This is a genomic window from Domibacillus sp. PGB-M46, from assembly GCF_022668875.1.
Lineage (GTDB): Bacteria > Bacillota > Bacilli > Bacillales > Domibacillaceae > Domibacillus.
The window spans coordinates 400,394-416,767 of the sequence record NZ_JAKGCR010000001.1; the positions used below are offsets into that span (position 1 = coordinate 400,394).

A 16,374-nucleotide genomic window follows, 5' to 3' on the forward strand; every position below is an offset into this window, starting at 1 on the left:
TCTACCATTTATAAAACAGCATAACCATAATGAAGCAGGCTAAAGGACTGCCGAGGAAACCCCCGGCAGCCCTTTGTTTGATTATTTTTCTAAACGCTCTTCTTCAACCGAAGCCGCTTCACTTCCGATGCGCAATGTTGGATCAAGTGCCCTCGCTAAAAAGACCGCAAAGTCAGAACGAATGATGCTAAGCTGTGAGCCAAACTGGCCATCCGTCATTCCCTGTGCAATGCCTCTTGTCATAAGTGCCCGCTGCGCTTGGGAGGCAGCATTTCCATACTCATATCCGAATGCCCGGCTAATCATCAGCGCCATTTCACCGCGTGTGATGTTTCCATAAGACTTAAAGGTCCCGCCCTTATAGCCCGACAAAATCTTCTTATCTACCGCAGATTCAAAATACCCTGATGCAAACATGCCGGCACTCACGTCTTTAAAGGCGCTTTTCTGCTTGGGTGCCGTCCAGGTTTAACGCCCGGCCAATCATTGTTGCCGCTTCAGCACGCGTAACCGGCTGTCCCGGGTGAAAATAGCCGTTCGTACCCCCGTTCGCAATAGTCCCCTGTGCCAAGTACGTAATTTCTTTATATGCACGGTTTAAAGACGTAATATCGTAAAAAGCACCGTCATGAAGTGAACCCAAAAAGTTAGACACATAATTTATTAAGCAGCCTCTAGGGCATGCGTTCGGTATTCCACCGGGCTCATGCCCTTTAATTTTGTCTTGATTCATTTGTGATTATAGTAATTGATATACTCTTCGAGTTCCTCTTTGAAATGAGCAAGGTTTTTAAACTTCTGTAGATATAGAAGTTCCGATTTTAATATCCTAAAGAAGCTTTCCATAACGGCATTATCTAAACAATTTCCCTTACGGGCCATGCTTTGACGTATGCCATGTTGTTTTAGTACATGGTCGTACTGCTTCATTTGATAATGCCATCCTTGATCTGAGTGGAGAATGACTTCGTCTCCATCTTTTAAGTGTGTCACGGCTTGTTCGATCATTTTTCCGACAAGTGGATAAACAGGCTTGGATTCGATATTATACACAAGGACTTCGCCATTGAAGAGATCTAGTACCGGAGACAGGTAAAGCTTCTCTCCGAAGAGATGAAACTCGGTTACATCCGTCACCCATTTCTGATTGGGTCTTGATGCTTGGAAATCACGCTTGAGAAGGTTAGGGGCAACCTTGCCTAATTTCCCTTTGTATGAGCGATATTTCTTCATGCGTACTAAGCTCTTCATCCCCAATTCATTCATCAACCGGCGAACGGTTTTGTGATTGACTTTAAAGGCACGTCGGCGAAGTTCTAGTGTGATGCGACGGTATCCATAACGCCCCTTGTGTGCATGAAAAATATTTTCAATTAACATCTTCAGATGGCTGTACTTGTCAGGACGCCGGGAGGCGTTTAAACAATAATAGTAAGTACTGCGGGCAAGTCCTGCCACTTGTAAAAGTAAGTTAAAAGCAAATTGTCCCCTTAGTTCACGCACTATTTTCGATTTTTCTTGTGTTCGAATACTTCCCGTTCCTGAACTAAGGCTCTCAACTTTTTTAGGTAGGCGTTCTCCGCGCGCAACCGTTCATTTTCTGCCTGTAAAGCCTCTAACGAGACTTCGGGCTGTTTTTCTTTTTTGGTTTTTTCTTTCTTCATGGATTGACGCCCCTTTTTTCTTTGTCAATAGGGCATCTACTCCTTTTGTTTCCCACAGCTTCCGCCAGGAACTAATTAAACCTGGAGAGGAAATGGCAAACCGGATAGGATAGCAGTTTCCTGCAGCGAAGCCCCATTCTCGTTCATATAATTGAGTACATCTAGTTTATCCTGTAGGGAATAAGTTGTATAGCGGTTTTCGAATGCCTTCTCTCCATACTTTTCATATTGTTTGATCCAATTATGAACAACTGAATGGCTCGTTCCTAACGACTTTGCAATCCGCTTAACGCCTTCTGGTTCTGATTCATAACGCCATACGGCGTTCATTTTGTCTTCTATTGAAAACCTAACCATAAAAAATACACCTCCAATTGTTAGATGGTATCTAACAATTGGGGTGCACTTCATCAAGGTTGTTTTCTTCTTTCACAACGAACGCTTCTTTGCTTTTCTCTACACCAGTAGCGGACAAAGCTGTTACGCCATACGTATACACACTTCCGGCACGAGCAGACTTGTCCAAAAATACGGTACGGCCGCTCGTTCTGTATACAACGTTTACAATATTTCGCACCGATCCATTTTTCTTCACATTAGTTATCCCTTTAAGTCAACAAACTTATACAATTGCAGCATATACCCCGGCAGCTTCAAAAATTCACTCGCTGTAAAAAGAATATTCTCCTTATCCTTGTACCAATCTTGCCTATTCCGCAATGCAGACACATACTTTAGCTCTATTCCGCTACCACGATATACCTGCTCAAACACAAGCTTTACCCGCCGCATATGATAATCAGACGACACTACAATAGCCGAATCAAAACCCTGCTCTACCATCTTTTCTTTCGTATACAGCGCATTCTTATACGTGCTTGTAGCCTCTTCCTCCAAAATGAGATCCTGTTCAGGCACACCGGATGCCACTGCTTCTTCCACTGTCATTCCCGATGCATTGGCAAGCGACAGTATTATTTTATCCGCATAGCCTTCATGATACAAACTTGCTGCTTTCTCAAGACGGCCTACATCTCCGCTCAGAGCAATGATCACGTCCTCCTGTTTTGGTTCTTCGTCCACCACAAGGAACATTCTCGCCAGCGGAAACAACAACACTAAGCAAATAACCGCAAGGAAGCTATGTTTTATCCTTTTCAGCATTATATCTCGCCTTTTCTTTTGTTAATAATCAAACACTCTATAAAAGTGACCCCGCTGCTTTAAAACGGCCAGGCTAAATTAAATCCCCATAGCTACAGAGTTAGCGTCAAATAATGCACACCTATTTTTTAAGTAGGCATTATTTAATGCTCCCAAAGATATTGACTCATTTCCAGACTAGTTTCTCTCGACACAGGCTCCCATTAATATTTTCCTTTTAACAGACTTAATTTTTTTGTGTTCAGGATATTAACACTAGATTCATAACTTTTCATTCTGTTGTCCCTGAGGGAAAACTTTGAATAGTAACTCCTAAATTAGAAGGAACGGAAGTGACTGCCTTAATTACACCATCTGTACTAACCTGCACAACACCTAAACCGTCACTACAGGCAAATGGAAGTCTCAAGTCGTCAGAAGGCCTAAAACCTTCTGGTAATATGCCAAAAATTGTTCCAGAAGCTGTTGCTCCCCCATTTAACGTACTATAAAAATGTACCATTCCATTTTCATCTTTATAAAAATTTCCTCCCTTCCAGTTATTTTGGTGTTTTAAAAGTGTCCCATCCTTTAATACACCCACATTACCTATCCCATTGTCGACAACTTTTGCTTTAAAAGTTGTTCTTGTTCTTGGATTTGGTAGTGTAGAATTCGTCAAATTATCTTGTTTCAAAACACAATAACTAGATTTCTCCGTAAAAAAAACTTCCGCTAAATTTGTAGAAATAAAATTATTTTTAGATATGACTGCTTTCTGTGCATTGTCAATATAAATTAGATAGTCAAGAGACGTACCTCCACCAAAATTGTTATCTTCTATAACAATGTTCTTACAGGTACGCTTAACGCCTTGAATCCATATCATTGAACGAGTGGGTGATTCACTTACTCCTTGACCTTGAGCTAGTTCAATTTGATTATTTGTAATACGAATCACATCGCCATTAATAATATGGACTGCACCATCCCGATTTACGATAGTATTATCACGAACTGTGTTATTTCTAACTCCGTTTATGAGATCAAAAGTGACAGCAACTTTTGAATTCATAAATATATTTTTTTCAATTAAGTTTGCGTCATAGCAATTCAAATAAATTGAATTAAAAGTATTCAACGAAATTTTTGAATGTGCAAAATTATCTTTTATATAAATACCATACCCATCGTTATTTAGATTCCCAGTTAAATCATTGTTTTCAATGTTACAAGTTAACATTTGCATCCCACCCTTTATTAATAAAGAGTGTTTGCCTCCGCCATTTATGACAACTGAAATATTTTTAAATTGCCAATTACGAACATCTTGAAAACCAAAGTTGTTTTCTATAGCAATTTTTATTACACTAGTTTCATTTCCAATACTATCTGCTCTAATTACTGAATCTCTTTTGCTCAAACCAATAATATCAAGATTGTTTTTTAAGTAAAGGCAAGCTTCATCCGTACCCGTAATCCTATAAATCCCTTTAGGAAAAAATAACGAACCCCTAGCATTATCTAATGCTCTTTGTATCCCCGTCGTATCATCATGTAAACCATCACCTTTTACATATTGACCATCGTCACAGAGAAAATTTTTTACGTTATAAAAGCCACTTATTTTCCTCTCAACTTCAGCCAACTGTTTATTTAAGATTCCCATTTCTCCAGGAAGCAAGTTTTTGTCTTTATCTGAAATTATGGTTGAGCCATTTTCTCCAATTCTATAACCAAAAATGAATGACAAAATCCACAAGAAAAAGTTTAATAAGAATTTTCTACGATTCACAGTATCCCCTCTCTTCTAAAATTATATATCAATCATTTCTCTATCATTCTACATGATAAAACAAAAGTTTTTCCATCATTACCCAAAATACTAGAGGCCTACAGAATTACTTAAGCAACACCATTTTACTTGTTTAATCAAATCAATAAAAGGAGTAACTAATAAGCTTATGTTTCAAATTCTTTATTTTTCAAGTGAATATTAGAACTGATATTTTCCATGTTATTTTTATGTATATAAATTTTTAAAAAACTCGAAATAAGGAAGATGTGGCCGCATAGCTGAAATAGCATTTAGTGATTTAATTATCAGCCGAAACGGCTCTAAGATATACACTAAAGCCACTGAAGCAGCGTGTGGCTATATGAGGCAAGTGCGGTAGAAGGATAACTGTTAAATAGGAATGGTTCTTGCGGACAATTGATGAATACTAAGCGATACTCTTCTTTATAAAGAACAAGCTGTTTTTTGGTAAGCTATTTCAATCTGTTCGATACTTTTTTCTTTTTAGAACACCCACTGGATCAGCGGGCGAAAACGATCATTTCGGGAACTTTTTCATTTTGAAGACTTGTTTTTCATTTCGAGATATCCGAAGGTGAGCTGTTTCGTTTTTCAAAGAGGAGCGGCAGACGCACGGATTTCATAATGAAACTCTCTTTCAGAGTTCAGTGATTCCCATTGAGAAGGAACCAAATCAAACAACGCCTTTCTAACAGCGTCAAAAAGGTGCTCTAAAATATGCCATCTATCGCCGGTTTGTGAGATCTCAGGGTTAGCAACTAAAATCGCTTTTTCACAGCTTTTGGAGCTATCCCGGCTTACAGCTTGAATGTGAGAATGCTTTTTAAGCCATGCAGTCACAACTCCTTTATTCCGGTCGGTAGATATCAAGTAGTTTCTATGTAGCGAGGTCAACAATAATCTTTCCATGTGTTTTCCTCTTCATGAAGGCGAAACTATCAATCTCTAAGAAAAAAAGAAGGAGTTAAGAGTTCTAGTCCCAATTACTTCAGCATACTACAGAGAAGCATATCACGGCCGTCGGGTTACGAATACCATTACACATTTTCTCATAAGAAAAGCTGTCCATCAACAAAGCAAGTAGCAACAGCATGTTTTTAAACCGGATCGTCATTTGATGGTAAAGAGACACCTATGAAAATGGTTCCATGAAAATATAGGTAGAGCGCAGACGAATTCCTGCAGAACCATTTGTGAAGGTGAAGATGAAAGCAGACAGGTCGTTCACCAAGAGGAAGATCCTTTATCTCGCCAACGTATCGACTATGCTTGCAGTGTGACAGCGTTCTTCAAGCAGGGCATCGAGCTGTTGAAGATTCGATTTAGATTTCATCTATAATGAACTTTGCATCTGTGGTCTTACTCAAGATATCAAACGGTCCTTCAATCGGCAACAGTATATTAGATTTTGTCGTCATAAAGGGTACCTCCTATTGTTTTTAGTATGACTATACCCGAAAAACACTGAGAATAGTACTTATCCAAATAGCGAGAGAACTATTTTAATGTTAGGTATGACAACACCTGAGTACAAGCAATATTTCTTGTTAACTTAAGAATTTCAGCCACTTCTAACATCTCCTTAATACCTTCTGCGTGTTTTATACCAACAGGTGTCAAGGCCGGGTATTTTCATACAAAATTGCCGGGTTAAATTTATACAATTTCGGCACCTTTTCCAGAGCCTTTATTGCTCATTCGGTAACTTTAGACTGTTCTACTATGGCTGGTGATTGTTATCGGATCATGCGAGCTTTTCGAAACTCGTCTGTACTGTTAGACACCAACATCTCATTGCCCGAACTTAGTAATAATCTTATTCCCTTCAAACGAAAAGAGGGCAGGTTAGCCAAGTGAGCTATTTTTTCACTATTAAAACTCTGCCCTAAAGTTTCACTATAATAACCACCTTTATAAATATTTAATGGTCACTCAAGGCACGCTCTGATGCAAAGATGACAATTCTATGTATCAGACTCTAGATTAATAAACACTCTTACCAAAATTAGTTTCTCATTTATGGTATACTTCAGGTTCGAACAAAACAAAATCTAACTAGGACATACGAAATATCAGTTTAATTCTATTTTTAACAGCTATCAAAAATAGATCCACGTCTTTTATCTTTATAAAGTAGATAATTATAATATATGAGATAGTTCCAATCAAAATCGCCAAGAAAAGGGATATATCTTGACTAAAATCCATCACTAAATAATTAAATGATAATTTAGCAAAAATCCCCATCAGAAATGAAGCAACCAGAATTTTTAAGAATGAAAGAGAGATATGCTTTGTTCCAAATGTTCCTATCTTTTTTCTTAAACTAAGAAATAAGAGAATAGCTGTGACCAGTGAGGAAATCGAAGTTGCCAAGGCTAGACCCCCGATACCTAAAAACCTTGATAACACCAAATTTAATATAATATTTAAAACTAAACCTATTGTTGCATTCACCACAGGGGTTTTGGTATCCTGCATAGCATAAAATGCTTTAGATAAAACCTGATGTAACCCGAAACCAATCATTCCTATTGAATAAAAAAACAAAGCTTCTGAAGTTAACAGGATTGCTCTTGAATCAAATTCTCCTCGACCAAATAGAAAAGAAACTATTTGTTTAGAAAACAACATAAAGCCGAAAATCGCAGGAACAACTAACAAGCTAACAATTATTATAGATTGTGATATTGTCCTTTTGAAAGCTTCTCTATCATCGTTTACAAACATCTTAGACATAAGCGGAAAAGTCATTGAAACTATAGAGGTAACAACTATCCCTTGCACAAATAAATTCAACTTATCAGCATAATTTAAGGCAGATATCCCTCCAACCACTAACTGGGAGGCCAATGTTCTATCAATTAATATGTTAATTTGATTAACAGATGTGCCTAGAATCACTGGCAATACGATGTAAATCATATTCTTAAAATTTTCGTCTTTTACATTTACATAAAATTTATATTTATATCTTGTTTTAATAATAGACGGCAACAAAATAAGAAATTGAAATAAATAAGCTATAGTAGTACCAATTGCTAAGATAAATAAATTAGTCTGTGAACTTAATATAATTGAAAAAATAAATATAAGATTTAAAGGAATACCTATTAAAACAGGAACGATATAATTATCTTTTAGTTGAAGATATCCGCTGAATACATATACCAAGCCAGTAAAATATACACCTATGATAGTAAACTTTGTGAATATTGAAGCTATAGTTAATGTTTCTCCCTGGAAGCCCGAAGCAAAAAAACTAACTATATTATCAGTAAATACTAAGCTGAAAATAACAATAAATGTAGATAAAAAAAGCATTAAATTAATAATATTATTAGTATACTCAAGTCCTTTCTCTTCCCCAGAGTCTTTTAGAATCTTACTATACATTGGAATATATCCTGTAGTTATAGCCACACCAACAAAAGAAAATATTACTCCAGGTATAGTTAAAGCAATTAAATAAGCATCACTTATACTTGAAGCTCCATAGAAATAGGAAAGAATAACATCCCTTAATAATCCAAGCAATTTCGATAGGATAGTTATTAACATTATTAGTATAGCTGTTTTTTTCATTAATCATCATCATTTCTTTAACCACATATTTAAATTACAAATCTACGATTAATAAATATTTTCCAAATCCAATATATCAATAATGAGAAAACAATCAACTGATTGGCACTTGATGTAAATAGAAAGTTTCCAACCGGCAGGGATATCATCTGTAACAAAATAACGTAATTCGTTAATTCGACAATTGGAGTTTTTTCATCAAACCTAGCAGAATATCCACAAAAAAGGCCAATAAAAAGACATATCATTAACATTCCAACATATCCTAAATCATTAATTAACACTGAAAAATCCGGATGCCATTTCACACCTACGTCTACTAATCGTCCCATAATATCTTGTACACTATTGCCTAAAATCAATTCATACCCCCATGGAAAGAGACCCATAAAAAAGTTATTTATAGATGCAAACCAAGTCTCTGTCAAATAAATAGAGATATAAAAAAAGCCAAAACCGAAATATGCATATAACCTGAATACAATTACTGCTAAAGAAGAAGATATAGTTGGCAGCCAGCCTTGAGGATCATAATTAACATCAGCTCTTATTATAGAAGGATCAAATTCAACTCCTCGTGCATTAATTCCAGAGATAAAGATATATACCGCTAGAGAACTTAACAATAAACCAATAACCAAAGATTTCACATTCATTAAGTTTCCACTCTTTTTTTTCGTAGAAAAAAGTATAAATATAATTAATATCAATAATTCAAAGAACTCAAAACTTGTGCCTCTGCCAACCCCAATGTAAATAAAGGAACAGGTAATTAGCAATAGATAAATTTTTTCAAATAATGAAGTTTTTTCTTTTTTAATAAAAAAAACAATGTAACTGTATAACAGTATAATTTTCACAATAAATATCATTAAAATAAAAGGAATTTTTGTAATAGTAAATACATTTCTTTGCTGCTCTTGAAAATAATTTTGATATTCATAATATAAAGACACATTATTAGTCAAATTTTCAATAACGCTTGTAGGTGTTTGACCTGTATAGTAATTAACCACAGCTACAGAAAATATTAATGAAGTTCCTGCAATAGTTAATAAAACTAACTTGTTAGTTTTCAACATCCATATTTCCCTTTTGCTTTTTGCATAAGATAAATTACTTCTCTTTTTAAGGTTATAGCCCAACAAGAAAAAAGCATAATTAACCCACATAAATATTAAAGCTAATGAAGTATTAAGAAAATCCATAGTAGTGGTTCCAATGAGTAGAAAAACATACAATGTATACGCTGCATAAAACCCAGCTACTATTTTTTTAAAATTCATAATGCACCACTTTTCATTAACATTCGCCTTTTTAATTAATAAATTAATGTATTAAAATTTATTTACATTAATAATCTTATCGACGAGTAATTTCAACTCGACTTCCTTCTGATGTTTTTTTTCATATTTTACTAATGCTTTTCTTGATAAATTGTTTTTTAGCTCTCTATCATTTAATAAAATTTTTAGTTTCTCATATAAATTTTCAGGATTAGTTATACAAAAAGCACAGTCTTCTAAATATGACATTGAGGCGATTTTATTCGGTCCTACTGCTAAGATCGGCTTTTTTAAAGATAAGTATTCTGGTATTTTGGTGGATAACGATAAACGAGTAGACTCTATGCTTTTTTTATCAAAAGATTCAACGTGAATAGGAATATCACATTGGTTTAAAACGCTTTTTAACTCTTTGGAATTTAAACTGCCACAATACTCACTAGCTCCCGGGATATTTAAAAGATTTTGCATTTTTTCATCTAGTTTTGATCCTGAATATATCTTCAATATAGCTTTTTTCTCTTTAAACTCTGCATTATATTTTTTTATAGCCTGAGCAATTAAATTTAAAGTTTCATATCTTTTAAAATGTAAGCCGCCCGCATATACAAGCGAAATAGTACCTTCGTCTTCTTTTAAATTGCCTTCTTGTTTTAGCGATTCAGTCATATTCATGGCTAAACTACTATCTATTCCAAATAAATTTTTGTAAGTTTTTCTCATTTCTTCAGAGATTGTTAGATATAAATCACTTTTTTGAACAATTTTTTTCATTTTACTATAAATATATCTTCTTCTAATTCCCCAAAAAGGGGATAAAGTTTTTCTCGGTAAAATATAATCATCTGTTATATACACTACTAATTTACTGTTAAACTTTTTTTGAATATATTCTGTAACATTATAGGCAAAACCACTATCCCCCGCACAGAAAAATATGATGTCTGGAGAAAATTTATCGAGCCATTCATTTAAATTTTCAGTCTGCCATTTTTTGCTCATCCATAAGAGCTCTCTGCCAATACGAAAAAAGTTATATTTTTTTATTTTTGATGTATAATTAGCACCACTAGTATCCTTTTTAATTTCCAAATCATTCTTTTTTATTCTTTTCATAACTTTTCCAGGATGATTTTTTGAGCCAAAACTCTTTATCATTTCTGAATCTGTGATGCGAAAATATTGATTATAATAATCATGATTCGGGCTTTCATTATTAAAGTATAATTGTGCTATGTTATCTGATGGAAAGTCAGTAAAAAATGAAGCTAAAGTTTTTCCATTATTACTAGTTTCACTAAATACATTGTTACTAATAACTAATATTTTCGGATATTTGATTTTATTGTTGTCTTTCATCAAACTGATTTCTCCCACACTACTCTATTTACGTAATCAGTATATGATAAAATTATTCTTAATACCTTATCTGAAACATTCGGCATACTGTAATCTGTGACAAGTCGTAGCGTTTCCTTTTCCTGAAGTTCTAATATTTCCAACCCTTGAAGAATTCTTTCTTTTTTAAGCCCGGTCATCATAACAGCTGCTTCTTCCATAGCTTCTGGTCTTTCATGCGCCTGACGAATATTCAAAGCTCTAAATCCAAGAATAGAAGATTCTTCACTGATAGTTCCGCTGTCACTGAGTACCGCTTTTGCTCTCATTTGAAGTTTAACATAATCATTGAATCCTAATGGCTTCAATATTTGTACGAGATTGTGAAAACTAATCCCTTTTGCTTCGATCATCTTTCTCGTTCTTGGATGTGTACTTATAATAACAGGCATATTATATTTTTCAGCAACCGCATTTAAACTGTTAATTAGATTAAGAAAATTAGTTTCTGAATTAATATTTTCTTCTCTATGAGCAGAAACTACAAAATAATGTTCTTCTTCGATACTTAGTCTTTTCAACACATCTGACTTCTCAATATCTTCTTTTCGTGACTCAAGCACTTCGAACATTGGGCTGCCTGTTTTAATAATTCTATCTGCTGGGAATCCTTCTCTCAGAAGATATTCTCTTGCAATATCACTGTACGTTAAATTGACATCTGCTGTGTGGTCTACAATTTTCCGGTTTGTTTCTTCTGGAACACGTTGATCAAAGCATCTATTCCCCGCTTCCATATGAAAAATTGGAATTTGTCTTCGTTTTGCTGCAATAGCACATAAACAGCTATTTGTATCACCAAGTACTAAGAAAGCATCCGGTTTCACTTCTTCCATAATCGGGTCAATCTTAATCAAAATATTACCGATCGTTTCGACAGCTGTACCCGTGGCTGCACTCAGAAAATAATCTGGTTTTTTCAGATTAAAATCTTTAAAAAAAACTTCGTTCAGTTCATAATCATAGTTTTGGCCAGTATGAACAAGAATGTGGTCAATTGCCTCTGATTCTTCCAGTTTGTTTATAACTGCCGATAGCCTAATAATTTCCGGACGTGTTCCTACTACTGTCATCACTTTTAACTTTTCCATTACTTAAACCTCCAAAAATATTGTGTCTGGCTTTTCAGGATCAAAGATTTCGTTTACCCACATTACTGTTACCATATCTGATACACCAAGGTTCTCAATATTATGTGTATAACCAACTGGGATATCGACAACTTCAAGCTTATCCCCGCTCACATAATATTCAATTAGCTCTTCTGAATCAATTTTTCTAAAACGAATAACTCCATTGCCGCTAACGACAAGAAACTTTTCATTTTTTGTATGATGCCAGTGATTCCCTTTTGTAATACCTGGCTTCGAAATATTCACCGAAATCTGGCCTCTGTCCGATGTCTTAATGAATTCAGTGAAAGAGCCGCGCTGATCAACATTCATTTTCAAATCATAGCTAAATTTATCTTCCGGTAAATAGCTTAAATATGTACTGTACAATTTCTTGATAAATGGATTTGACATATCCGGAATTGAACGTTCATCACGACTTTTCTTAAATGATTCGATGGCTGCAATGATTTCTCCAAGCTGTACTGTATGAACTACAGGTACTTCACAAAACTTTCCTGCTTCATGTTCATTGCCTTCTAATGCACAGATCAATTCTTCTATTACATCATCAATATAAACTAAATTCATTGTAACAGAAGGGTCATTTACTGTAATCGGCAAATCGCGAGCAATGTTATTGCAAAATGTTGCGATTGCACTGTTGTAGTTGGGCTTGCACCATTTTCCGAATACATTTGGAAAACGATAAACAAGCACTCTTGCTCCAGTCTCTTTACTATAATTAAACAGCAAATCTTCTCCTGCTTTTTTGCTTTTACCATAAGGATTATCTAGTTCTGCTTGAATAGAAGAAGAGACCATAACCGGACAAGTATTTTGACATTTCTTTAGTACATCAAGAAGCGTAGCCGTAAAGCCAAAGTTGCCTTCCATAAATTCAGCTTGCTCTTTCGGCCGGTTAATGCCCGCTAGATGAAAAACAAAATCCGCTTCTTCACAGAACTTTTCTAACTGAGCAATACCGAGATCTTTTGTATATTCAAAGATCTCGGTATAATTTCTATTTTTTAATTCTACAATCAGATTCTTGCCAATAAACCCTTTTGCTCCAGTAACGAGTATTTTCATCATTGATTCCAGCCTTTCAGTTCTTCTCGAACATAATCAAGCTCGAGCAGCCTTTCTTTAACTTGATCAATGCTTAGTCTTTGCGTGTTATGAGAGTTGTATTCTTCTTCTGATGAAAGCTGTTTATCCCCCTGTACAAAATACTTATCATAATTAAGGTCTCTTTTATCGGCAGGGACTCTGTAAAATCCGCCTAAATCTTGTGCGACTATATGCTCTTCTCTTGTAAGAAGCGTTTCATACAATTTTTCACCATGGCGAGTTCCGATTACCTTAATTTCATTATCAACATTAAATAGCTCTTTAATCGCCTGTGCCAAATCTCCAATTGTTGAAGCTGGTGATTTTTGCACCATAATATCGCCGGCCTCAGCGTTTTGAAACGCAAAAACAACCAGTTCAACCGCTTCCTCAAGACTCATTAAAAAACGGGTCATTTGAGGATCTGTAATGGTCAATGGCTGACCATTTTTAATTTGCTCAATAAATAAAGGAATGACAGAACCCCTAGATGCCATAACGTTTCCGTAGCGTGTACCGCAAATTAATGTCCGTGTCGGATCTACTGTATTTGCTTTCGCCACAAATACTTTTTCCATCATTGCTTTAGAAATGCCCATCGCATTAATTGGATAAGCTGCTTTATCTGTAGACAAGCAAATTGCTTTCTCTACGCCACTTTCAATTGCAGCGGTTAATACATTATCTGTTCCAATTACATTTGTTTTAACAGCTTCCATTGGAAAAAACTCACAGGATGGAACTTGCTTGAGGGCGGCTGCATGAAAAACATAGTCAACTCCATGTATAGCGTTTTTTACGCTAGCCAAGTCCCGTACATCACCTAAGTAAAATTTGAGCTTATCATCCTTATATACCTTGCGCATATCATCCTGCTTCTTCTCATCTCTTGAAAAGATACGGATCTCTTTAATATCTGTATCTAAAAATCGTTTCATTACTGCATTACCAAAGGAACCTGTCCCGCCTGTAATTAATAAGGTTTTATCTTTAAACATTTAATTACCTCTTTCTTGTTATTTAAAATGATTCATTATTATTTGATACGAATGCTTAACAGTATAGTTCCCTTCCAAATATAACCTAGAGTTTTCACCCATTTGCTCTCTTTGTTCTTCATTACATAATTGCTTAACTTTTTCTTTAAATTGTTGAACATCGTTACTTTCACACCAATAACCAAATTTGCCCTGTTCTATTACTTGGCCAATATCGGTATTAATATCTGTAGCTGCCAAAACCGGCATTGACGCTTGCATATAGGATAGGAGTCTGGAAGGAAAATTGGGTATTGTAAATCTTTTATCCAGAAAAATTAATCCTACATCACAGGAATTTGCCAAGGTTTCATAATCATCCTTTGGTAATTGACTAAACAACTGTGCATTAATTGGCTGTTCGTTATCAAAATAAGCTTTAATTTTATTAAATTCTGTTCCTGAACCTGCTATAACAAAGTAAACATCTTCATCATGTTTATTAGCTCTTAAACATTCAATTAAAAAGTCAATGCCCTGAGGTTTTCCAAGATTTCCTCCATATATAAACACTGTTTTGTCTAAGGGGATTTTATACTTCTTTCTAATCTCCATGATCTTTGTTTCATTTTTTTCTACTGTTAAAGGTTCTATACTATTTGGACATACTTCTACTTTTTGAGAAAAAATCTCTGGGTTATCTTTTAAAATAAAATCTACATTTGCTTGTGACATACACCCAATAAAATCTGATTGATCATACAATTTCTTCTCTTTAAATCTAAAGTATTTGTATATAAGACTCTTCTTGCTAAGCATATTCAAATCTACTGCATTCTGCGGGAAAATATCTTTTAATAAAAGATATGACTTTGCACCATCTCTCTTTTTTATAAATCTTATCACTTTTCCAAATGTTATGGGCGGAGTTGAATAGATAATTGTATCGAACTTTATATCTTTTATATATTTTTTAATAGCTTTTAAGAACAAATTCTCTATTCTTATCGTTGAGATCCCCTTCTCCACCACATTAGTTTTTGTTATATTACCAATTTTAACTCTAAGGAAATGTACTCCATCCTCATTTATATATTCAGTGTCTTTGTTTAACCTTCTTTCTCGTGAAGTGACAACATATACATTATGGCCATTATCCCTAAATTGTCGTAATAAGTCTGTATACAAACCTCTATCATTTATGTTATTCAGTTTACCAATTGATAAAAATAAAATATTCATTCTACCATCCTCACCAAACTATCAGTATGATACTGGAAAAATTATTGTTTCTTATGAATTTTAATCTCATTAAATTTCATCATATAAATACCTTCATCATACTGATCAATTACACCCTCAGATGTATCTCCATTTATATTATTAATAATCATCTTCGGAACGTTGATTCCACATTCATATGCGTGAGGATAACCACCTCCAAAGCGCGGATTAACTTCAGAGATGTAATATTCGTCATTCGTTTTGAAAATATCAATATCGATAATACCCTTAAACCCAGCCTTTTTCACAAAATTTATAATTAATTCAGAGAGCTGTTTGTCCTTAATAGATACTGATTTATCAGTTTCACCAGCTCTCATTTTAATTTTTTCCTTTATGAAAATTGCAATTGGCTTACCTGATATCATATCAACGTAAACATCGGCACCGTATTCAGCCCCTTGCATAAACTCTTGGATCATTAAGTTATTGAAACGGCTAAATAATAATTCAATTTCCTCTTTTGAATTCACTTTACTTATATTAATGCTTGCGCTGCCTGTCACAGGTTTTACAAATACCGGATAATTTATATTGCCATTTTCAATATCGTTATAAAATTTTTCTTTATCTATATAACTTTTGACTGTTTGAAAACCATTTTGAACTAAAAATTCAAACATTTTATATTTATCAAAGCATAATTCAACCTCTTCAAAATCCGAAACAATCGGGATCGTTCCAATGTCTAAAAATGATTGCTTATTTTTTGCAAGGAGGCTAAGCTCTGGATCAATTAAAGATAAAACAGCTTTTATACTATTTTCTTTACAAATAGAGAGAATGACATCTAGATAACCCTCATCACTCATTTGCGGAACTATAAACTGTTTGTCTGCTTCATATAGAGCCGGGGCAAATTCACTACAATCTGCAGCTACCACTATACCTCTACCATATAATTCTTTTTTAAAATACTGCACGATTTTGTTTCTTGTTCCACAACTTAGTATTAAAATATTTGAATCTTCATTCATTTTCTCAGTTCCCCCA

The 16,374-nt window shown here is 34.6% G+C and carries 14 protein-coding genes and 1 pseudogene; all 15 read right to left on the minus strand.

The window, feature by feature from the left end; genetic code table 11:
* Positions 1-81: 81 nt before the first annotated feature.
* Positions 82-417: an S-layer homology domain-containing protein gene (locus L2D08_RS01820; protein WP_242232002.1), complete on the minus strand. Its 336-nt coding sequence runs from the start codon at positions 415-417 to the stop codon at positions 82-84.
* Positions 418-433: 16 nt separating this feature from the next.
* The gene (locus L2D08_RS01825; RefSeq protein ID WP_242232003.1) at positions 434-643 is read right to left on the minus strand and encodes an S-layer homology domain-containing protein; all 210 of its coding nucleotides are present in this window, start codon (positions 641-643) and stop codon (positions 434-436) included.
* A gap of 20 nt (positions 644-663) precedes the next feature.
* Positions 664-2,021 (minus strand): annotated as a pseudogene (locus L2D08_RS01830) (IS3 family transposase).
* A gap of 31 nt (positions 2,022-2,052) precedes the next feature.
* Positions 2,053-2,259 (minus strand): hypothetical protein, encoded by a 207-nt coding sequence (locus L2D08_RS01835; protein ID WP_242232005.1) that lies wholly within the window; start codon positions 2,257-2,259, stop codon positions 2,053-2,055.
* A 5-nt stretch (positions 2,260-2,264) separates the two neighbouring features.
* On the minus strand, positions 2,265-2,828 hold the full coding sequence (locus L2D08_RS01840; protein ID WP_242232007.1) for a YdcF family protein: 564 nt from the start codon (positions 2,826-2,828) through the stop codon (positions 2,265-2,267).
* Positions 2,829-3,099: 271 nt separating this feature from the next.
* A complete protein-coding gene (locus L2D08_RS01845; RefSeq protein WP_242232008.1) occupies positions 3,100-4,602 on the minus strand; it encodes a right-handed parallel beta-helix repeat-containing protein in 1,503 nt (500 codons plus the stop codon).
* 615 nt (positions 4,603-5,217) lie between these two features.
* The gene (locus L2D08_RS01850) at positions 5,218-5,535 is read right to left on the minus strand and encodes a transposase (protein ID WP_242232009.1); all 318 of its coding nucleotides are present in this window, start codon (positions 5,533-5,535) and stop codon (positions 5,218-5,220) included.
* Positions 5,536-6,681: 1,146 nt separating this feature from the next.
* Entirely contained in the window at positions 6,682-8,211 is a 1,530-nt protein-coding gene (murJ, locus tag L2D08_RS01855; protein WP_242232010.1) for a murein biosynthesis integral membrane protein MurJ, read from the minus strand.
* A 29-nt stretch (positions 8,212-8,240) separates the two neighbouring features.
* Entirely contained in the window at positions 8,241-9,497 is a 1,257-nt protein-coding gene (locus tag L2D08_RS01860) for a hypothetical protein (RefSeq protein WP_242232011.1), read from the minus strand.
* Between the two features lie 51 nt (positions 9,498-9,548).
* A complete protein-coding gene (locus L2D08_RS01865; RefSeq protein ID WP_242232012.1) occupies positions 9,549-10,856 on the minus strand; it encodes a glycosyltransferase family protein in 1,308 nt (435 codons plus the stop codon).
* The gene (wecB, locus tag L2D08_RS01870) at positions 10,856-11,986 is read right to left on the minus strand and encodes a non-hydrolyzing UDP-N-acetylglucosamine 2-epimerase (protein WP_242232013.1); all 1,131 of its coding nucleotides are present in this window, start codon (positions 11,984-11,986) and stop codon (positions 10,856-10,858) included. The genes L2D08_RS01865 and wecB overlap by 1 nt, the downstream gene beginning before the upstream one ends.
* A gap of 3 nt (positions 11,987-11,989) precedes the next feature.
* Positions 11,990-13,099 (minus strand): capsular polysaccharide biosynthesis protein CapF, encoded by a 1,110-nt coding sequence (locus L2D08_RS01875; protein ID WP_242232014.1) that lies wholly within the window; start codon positions 13,097-13,099, stop codon positions 11,990-11,992.
* Positions 13,099-14,118 (minus strand): polysaccharide biosynthesis protein, encoded by a 1,020-nt coding sequence (locus tag L2D08_RS01880; RefSeq protein ID WP_242232015.1) that lies wholly within the window; start codon positions 14,116-14,118, stop codon positions 13,099-13,101. Before L2D08_RS01880 ends, L2D08_RS01875 begins: the two co-directional genes overlap by 1 nt.
* An 18-nt stretch (positions 14,119-14,136) precedes the next feature.
* A complete protein-coding gene (locus L2D08_RS01885; RefSeq protein ID WP_242232016.1) occupies positions 14,137-15,339 on the minus strand; it encodes a glycosyltransferase family 4 protein in 1,203 nt (400 codons plus the stop codon).
* A gap of 41 nt (positions 15,340-15,380) precedes the next feature.
* Entirely contained in the window at positions 15,381-16,358 is a 978-nt protein-coding gene (locus tag L2D08_RS01890) for an ATP-grasp domain-containing protein (protein ID WP_242232017.1), read from the minus strand.
* Positions 16,359-16,374: the final 16 nt, after the last annotated feature.

Excerpts from the sequence above, each read along its gene's own strand:
- L2D08_RS01860 (WP_242232011.1), bottom strand. The coding sequence starts at position 9,497 with ATGAATTTTAAAAAAATAGTAGCTGGGTTTTATGCAGCGTATACATTG.
- L2D08_RS01865 (WP_242232012.1), bottom strand. The coding sequence starts at position 10,856 with ATGAAAGACAACAATAAAATCAAATATCCGAAAATATTAGTTATTAGT.
- wecB (WP_242232013.1), bottom strand. The coding sequence starts at position 11,986 with ATGGAAAAGTTAAAAGTGATGACAGTAGTAGGAACACGTCCGGAAATT.
- L2D08_RS01880 (WP_242232015.1), bottom strand. The coding sequence starts at position 14,118 with ATGTTTAAAGATAAAACCTTATTAATTACAGGCGGGACAGGTTCCTTT.
- L2D08_RS01885 (WP_242232016.1), bottom strand. The coding sequence starts at position 15,339 with ATGAATATTTTATTTTTATCAATTGGTAAACTGAATAACATAAATGAT.
- L2D08_RS01875 (WP_242232014.1), bottom strand. The coding sequence starts at position 13,099 with ATGAAAATACTCGTTACTGGAGCAAAAGGGTTTATTGGCAAGAATCTG.
- murJ (WP_242232010.1), bottom strand. The coding sequence starts at position 8,211 with ATGAAAAAAACAGCTATACTAATAATGTTAATAACTATCCTATCGAAA.
- L2D08_RS01820 (WP_242232002.1), bottom strand. The coding sequence starts at position 417 with ATGTTTGCATCAGGGTATTTTGAATCTGCGGTAGATAAGAAGATTTTG.
- L2D08_RS01840 (WP_242232007.1), bottom strand. The coding sequence starts at position 2,828 with ATGCTGAAAAGGATAAAACATAGCTTCCTTGCGGTTATTTGCTTAGTG.
- L2D08_RS01890 (WP_242232017.1), bottom strand. The coding sequence starts at position 16,358 with ATGAATGAAGATTCAAATATTTTAATACTAAGTTGTGGAACAAGAAAC.
- L2D08_RS01850 (WP_242232009.1), bottom strand. The coding sequence starts at position 5,535 with ATGGAAAGATTATTGTTGACCTCGCTACATAGAAACTACTTGATATCT.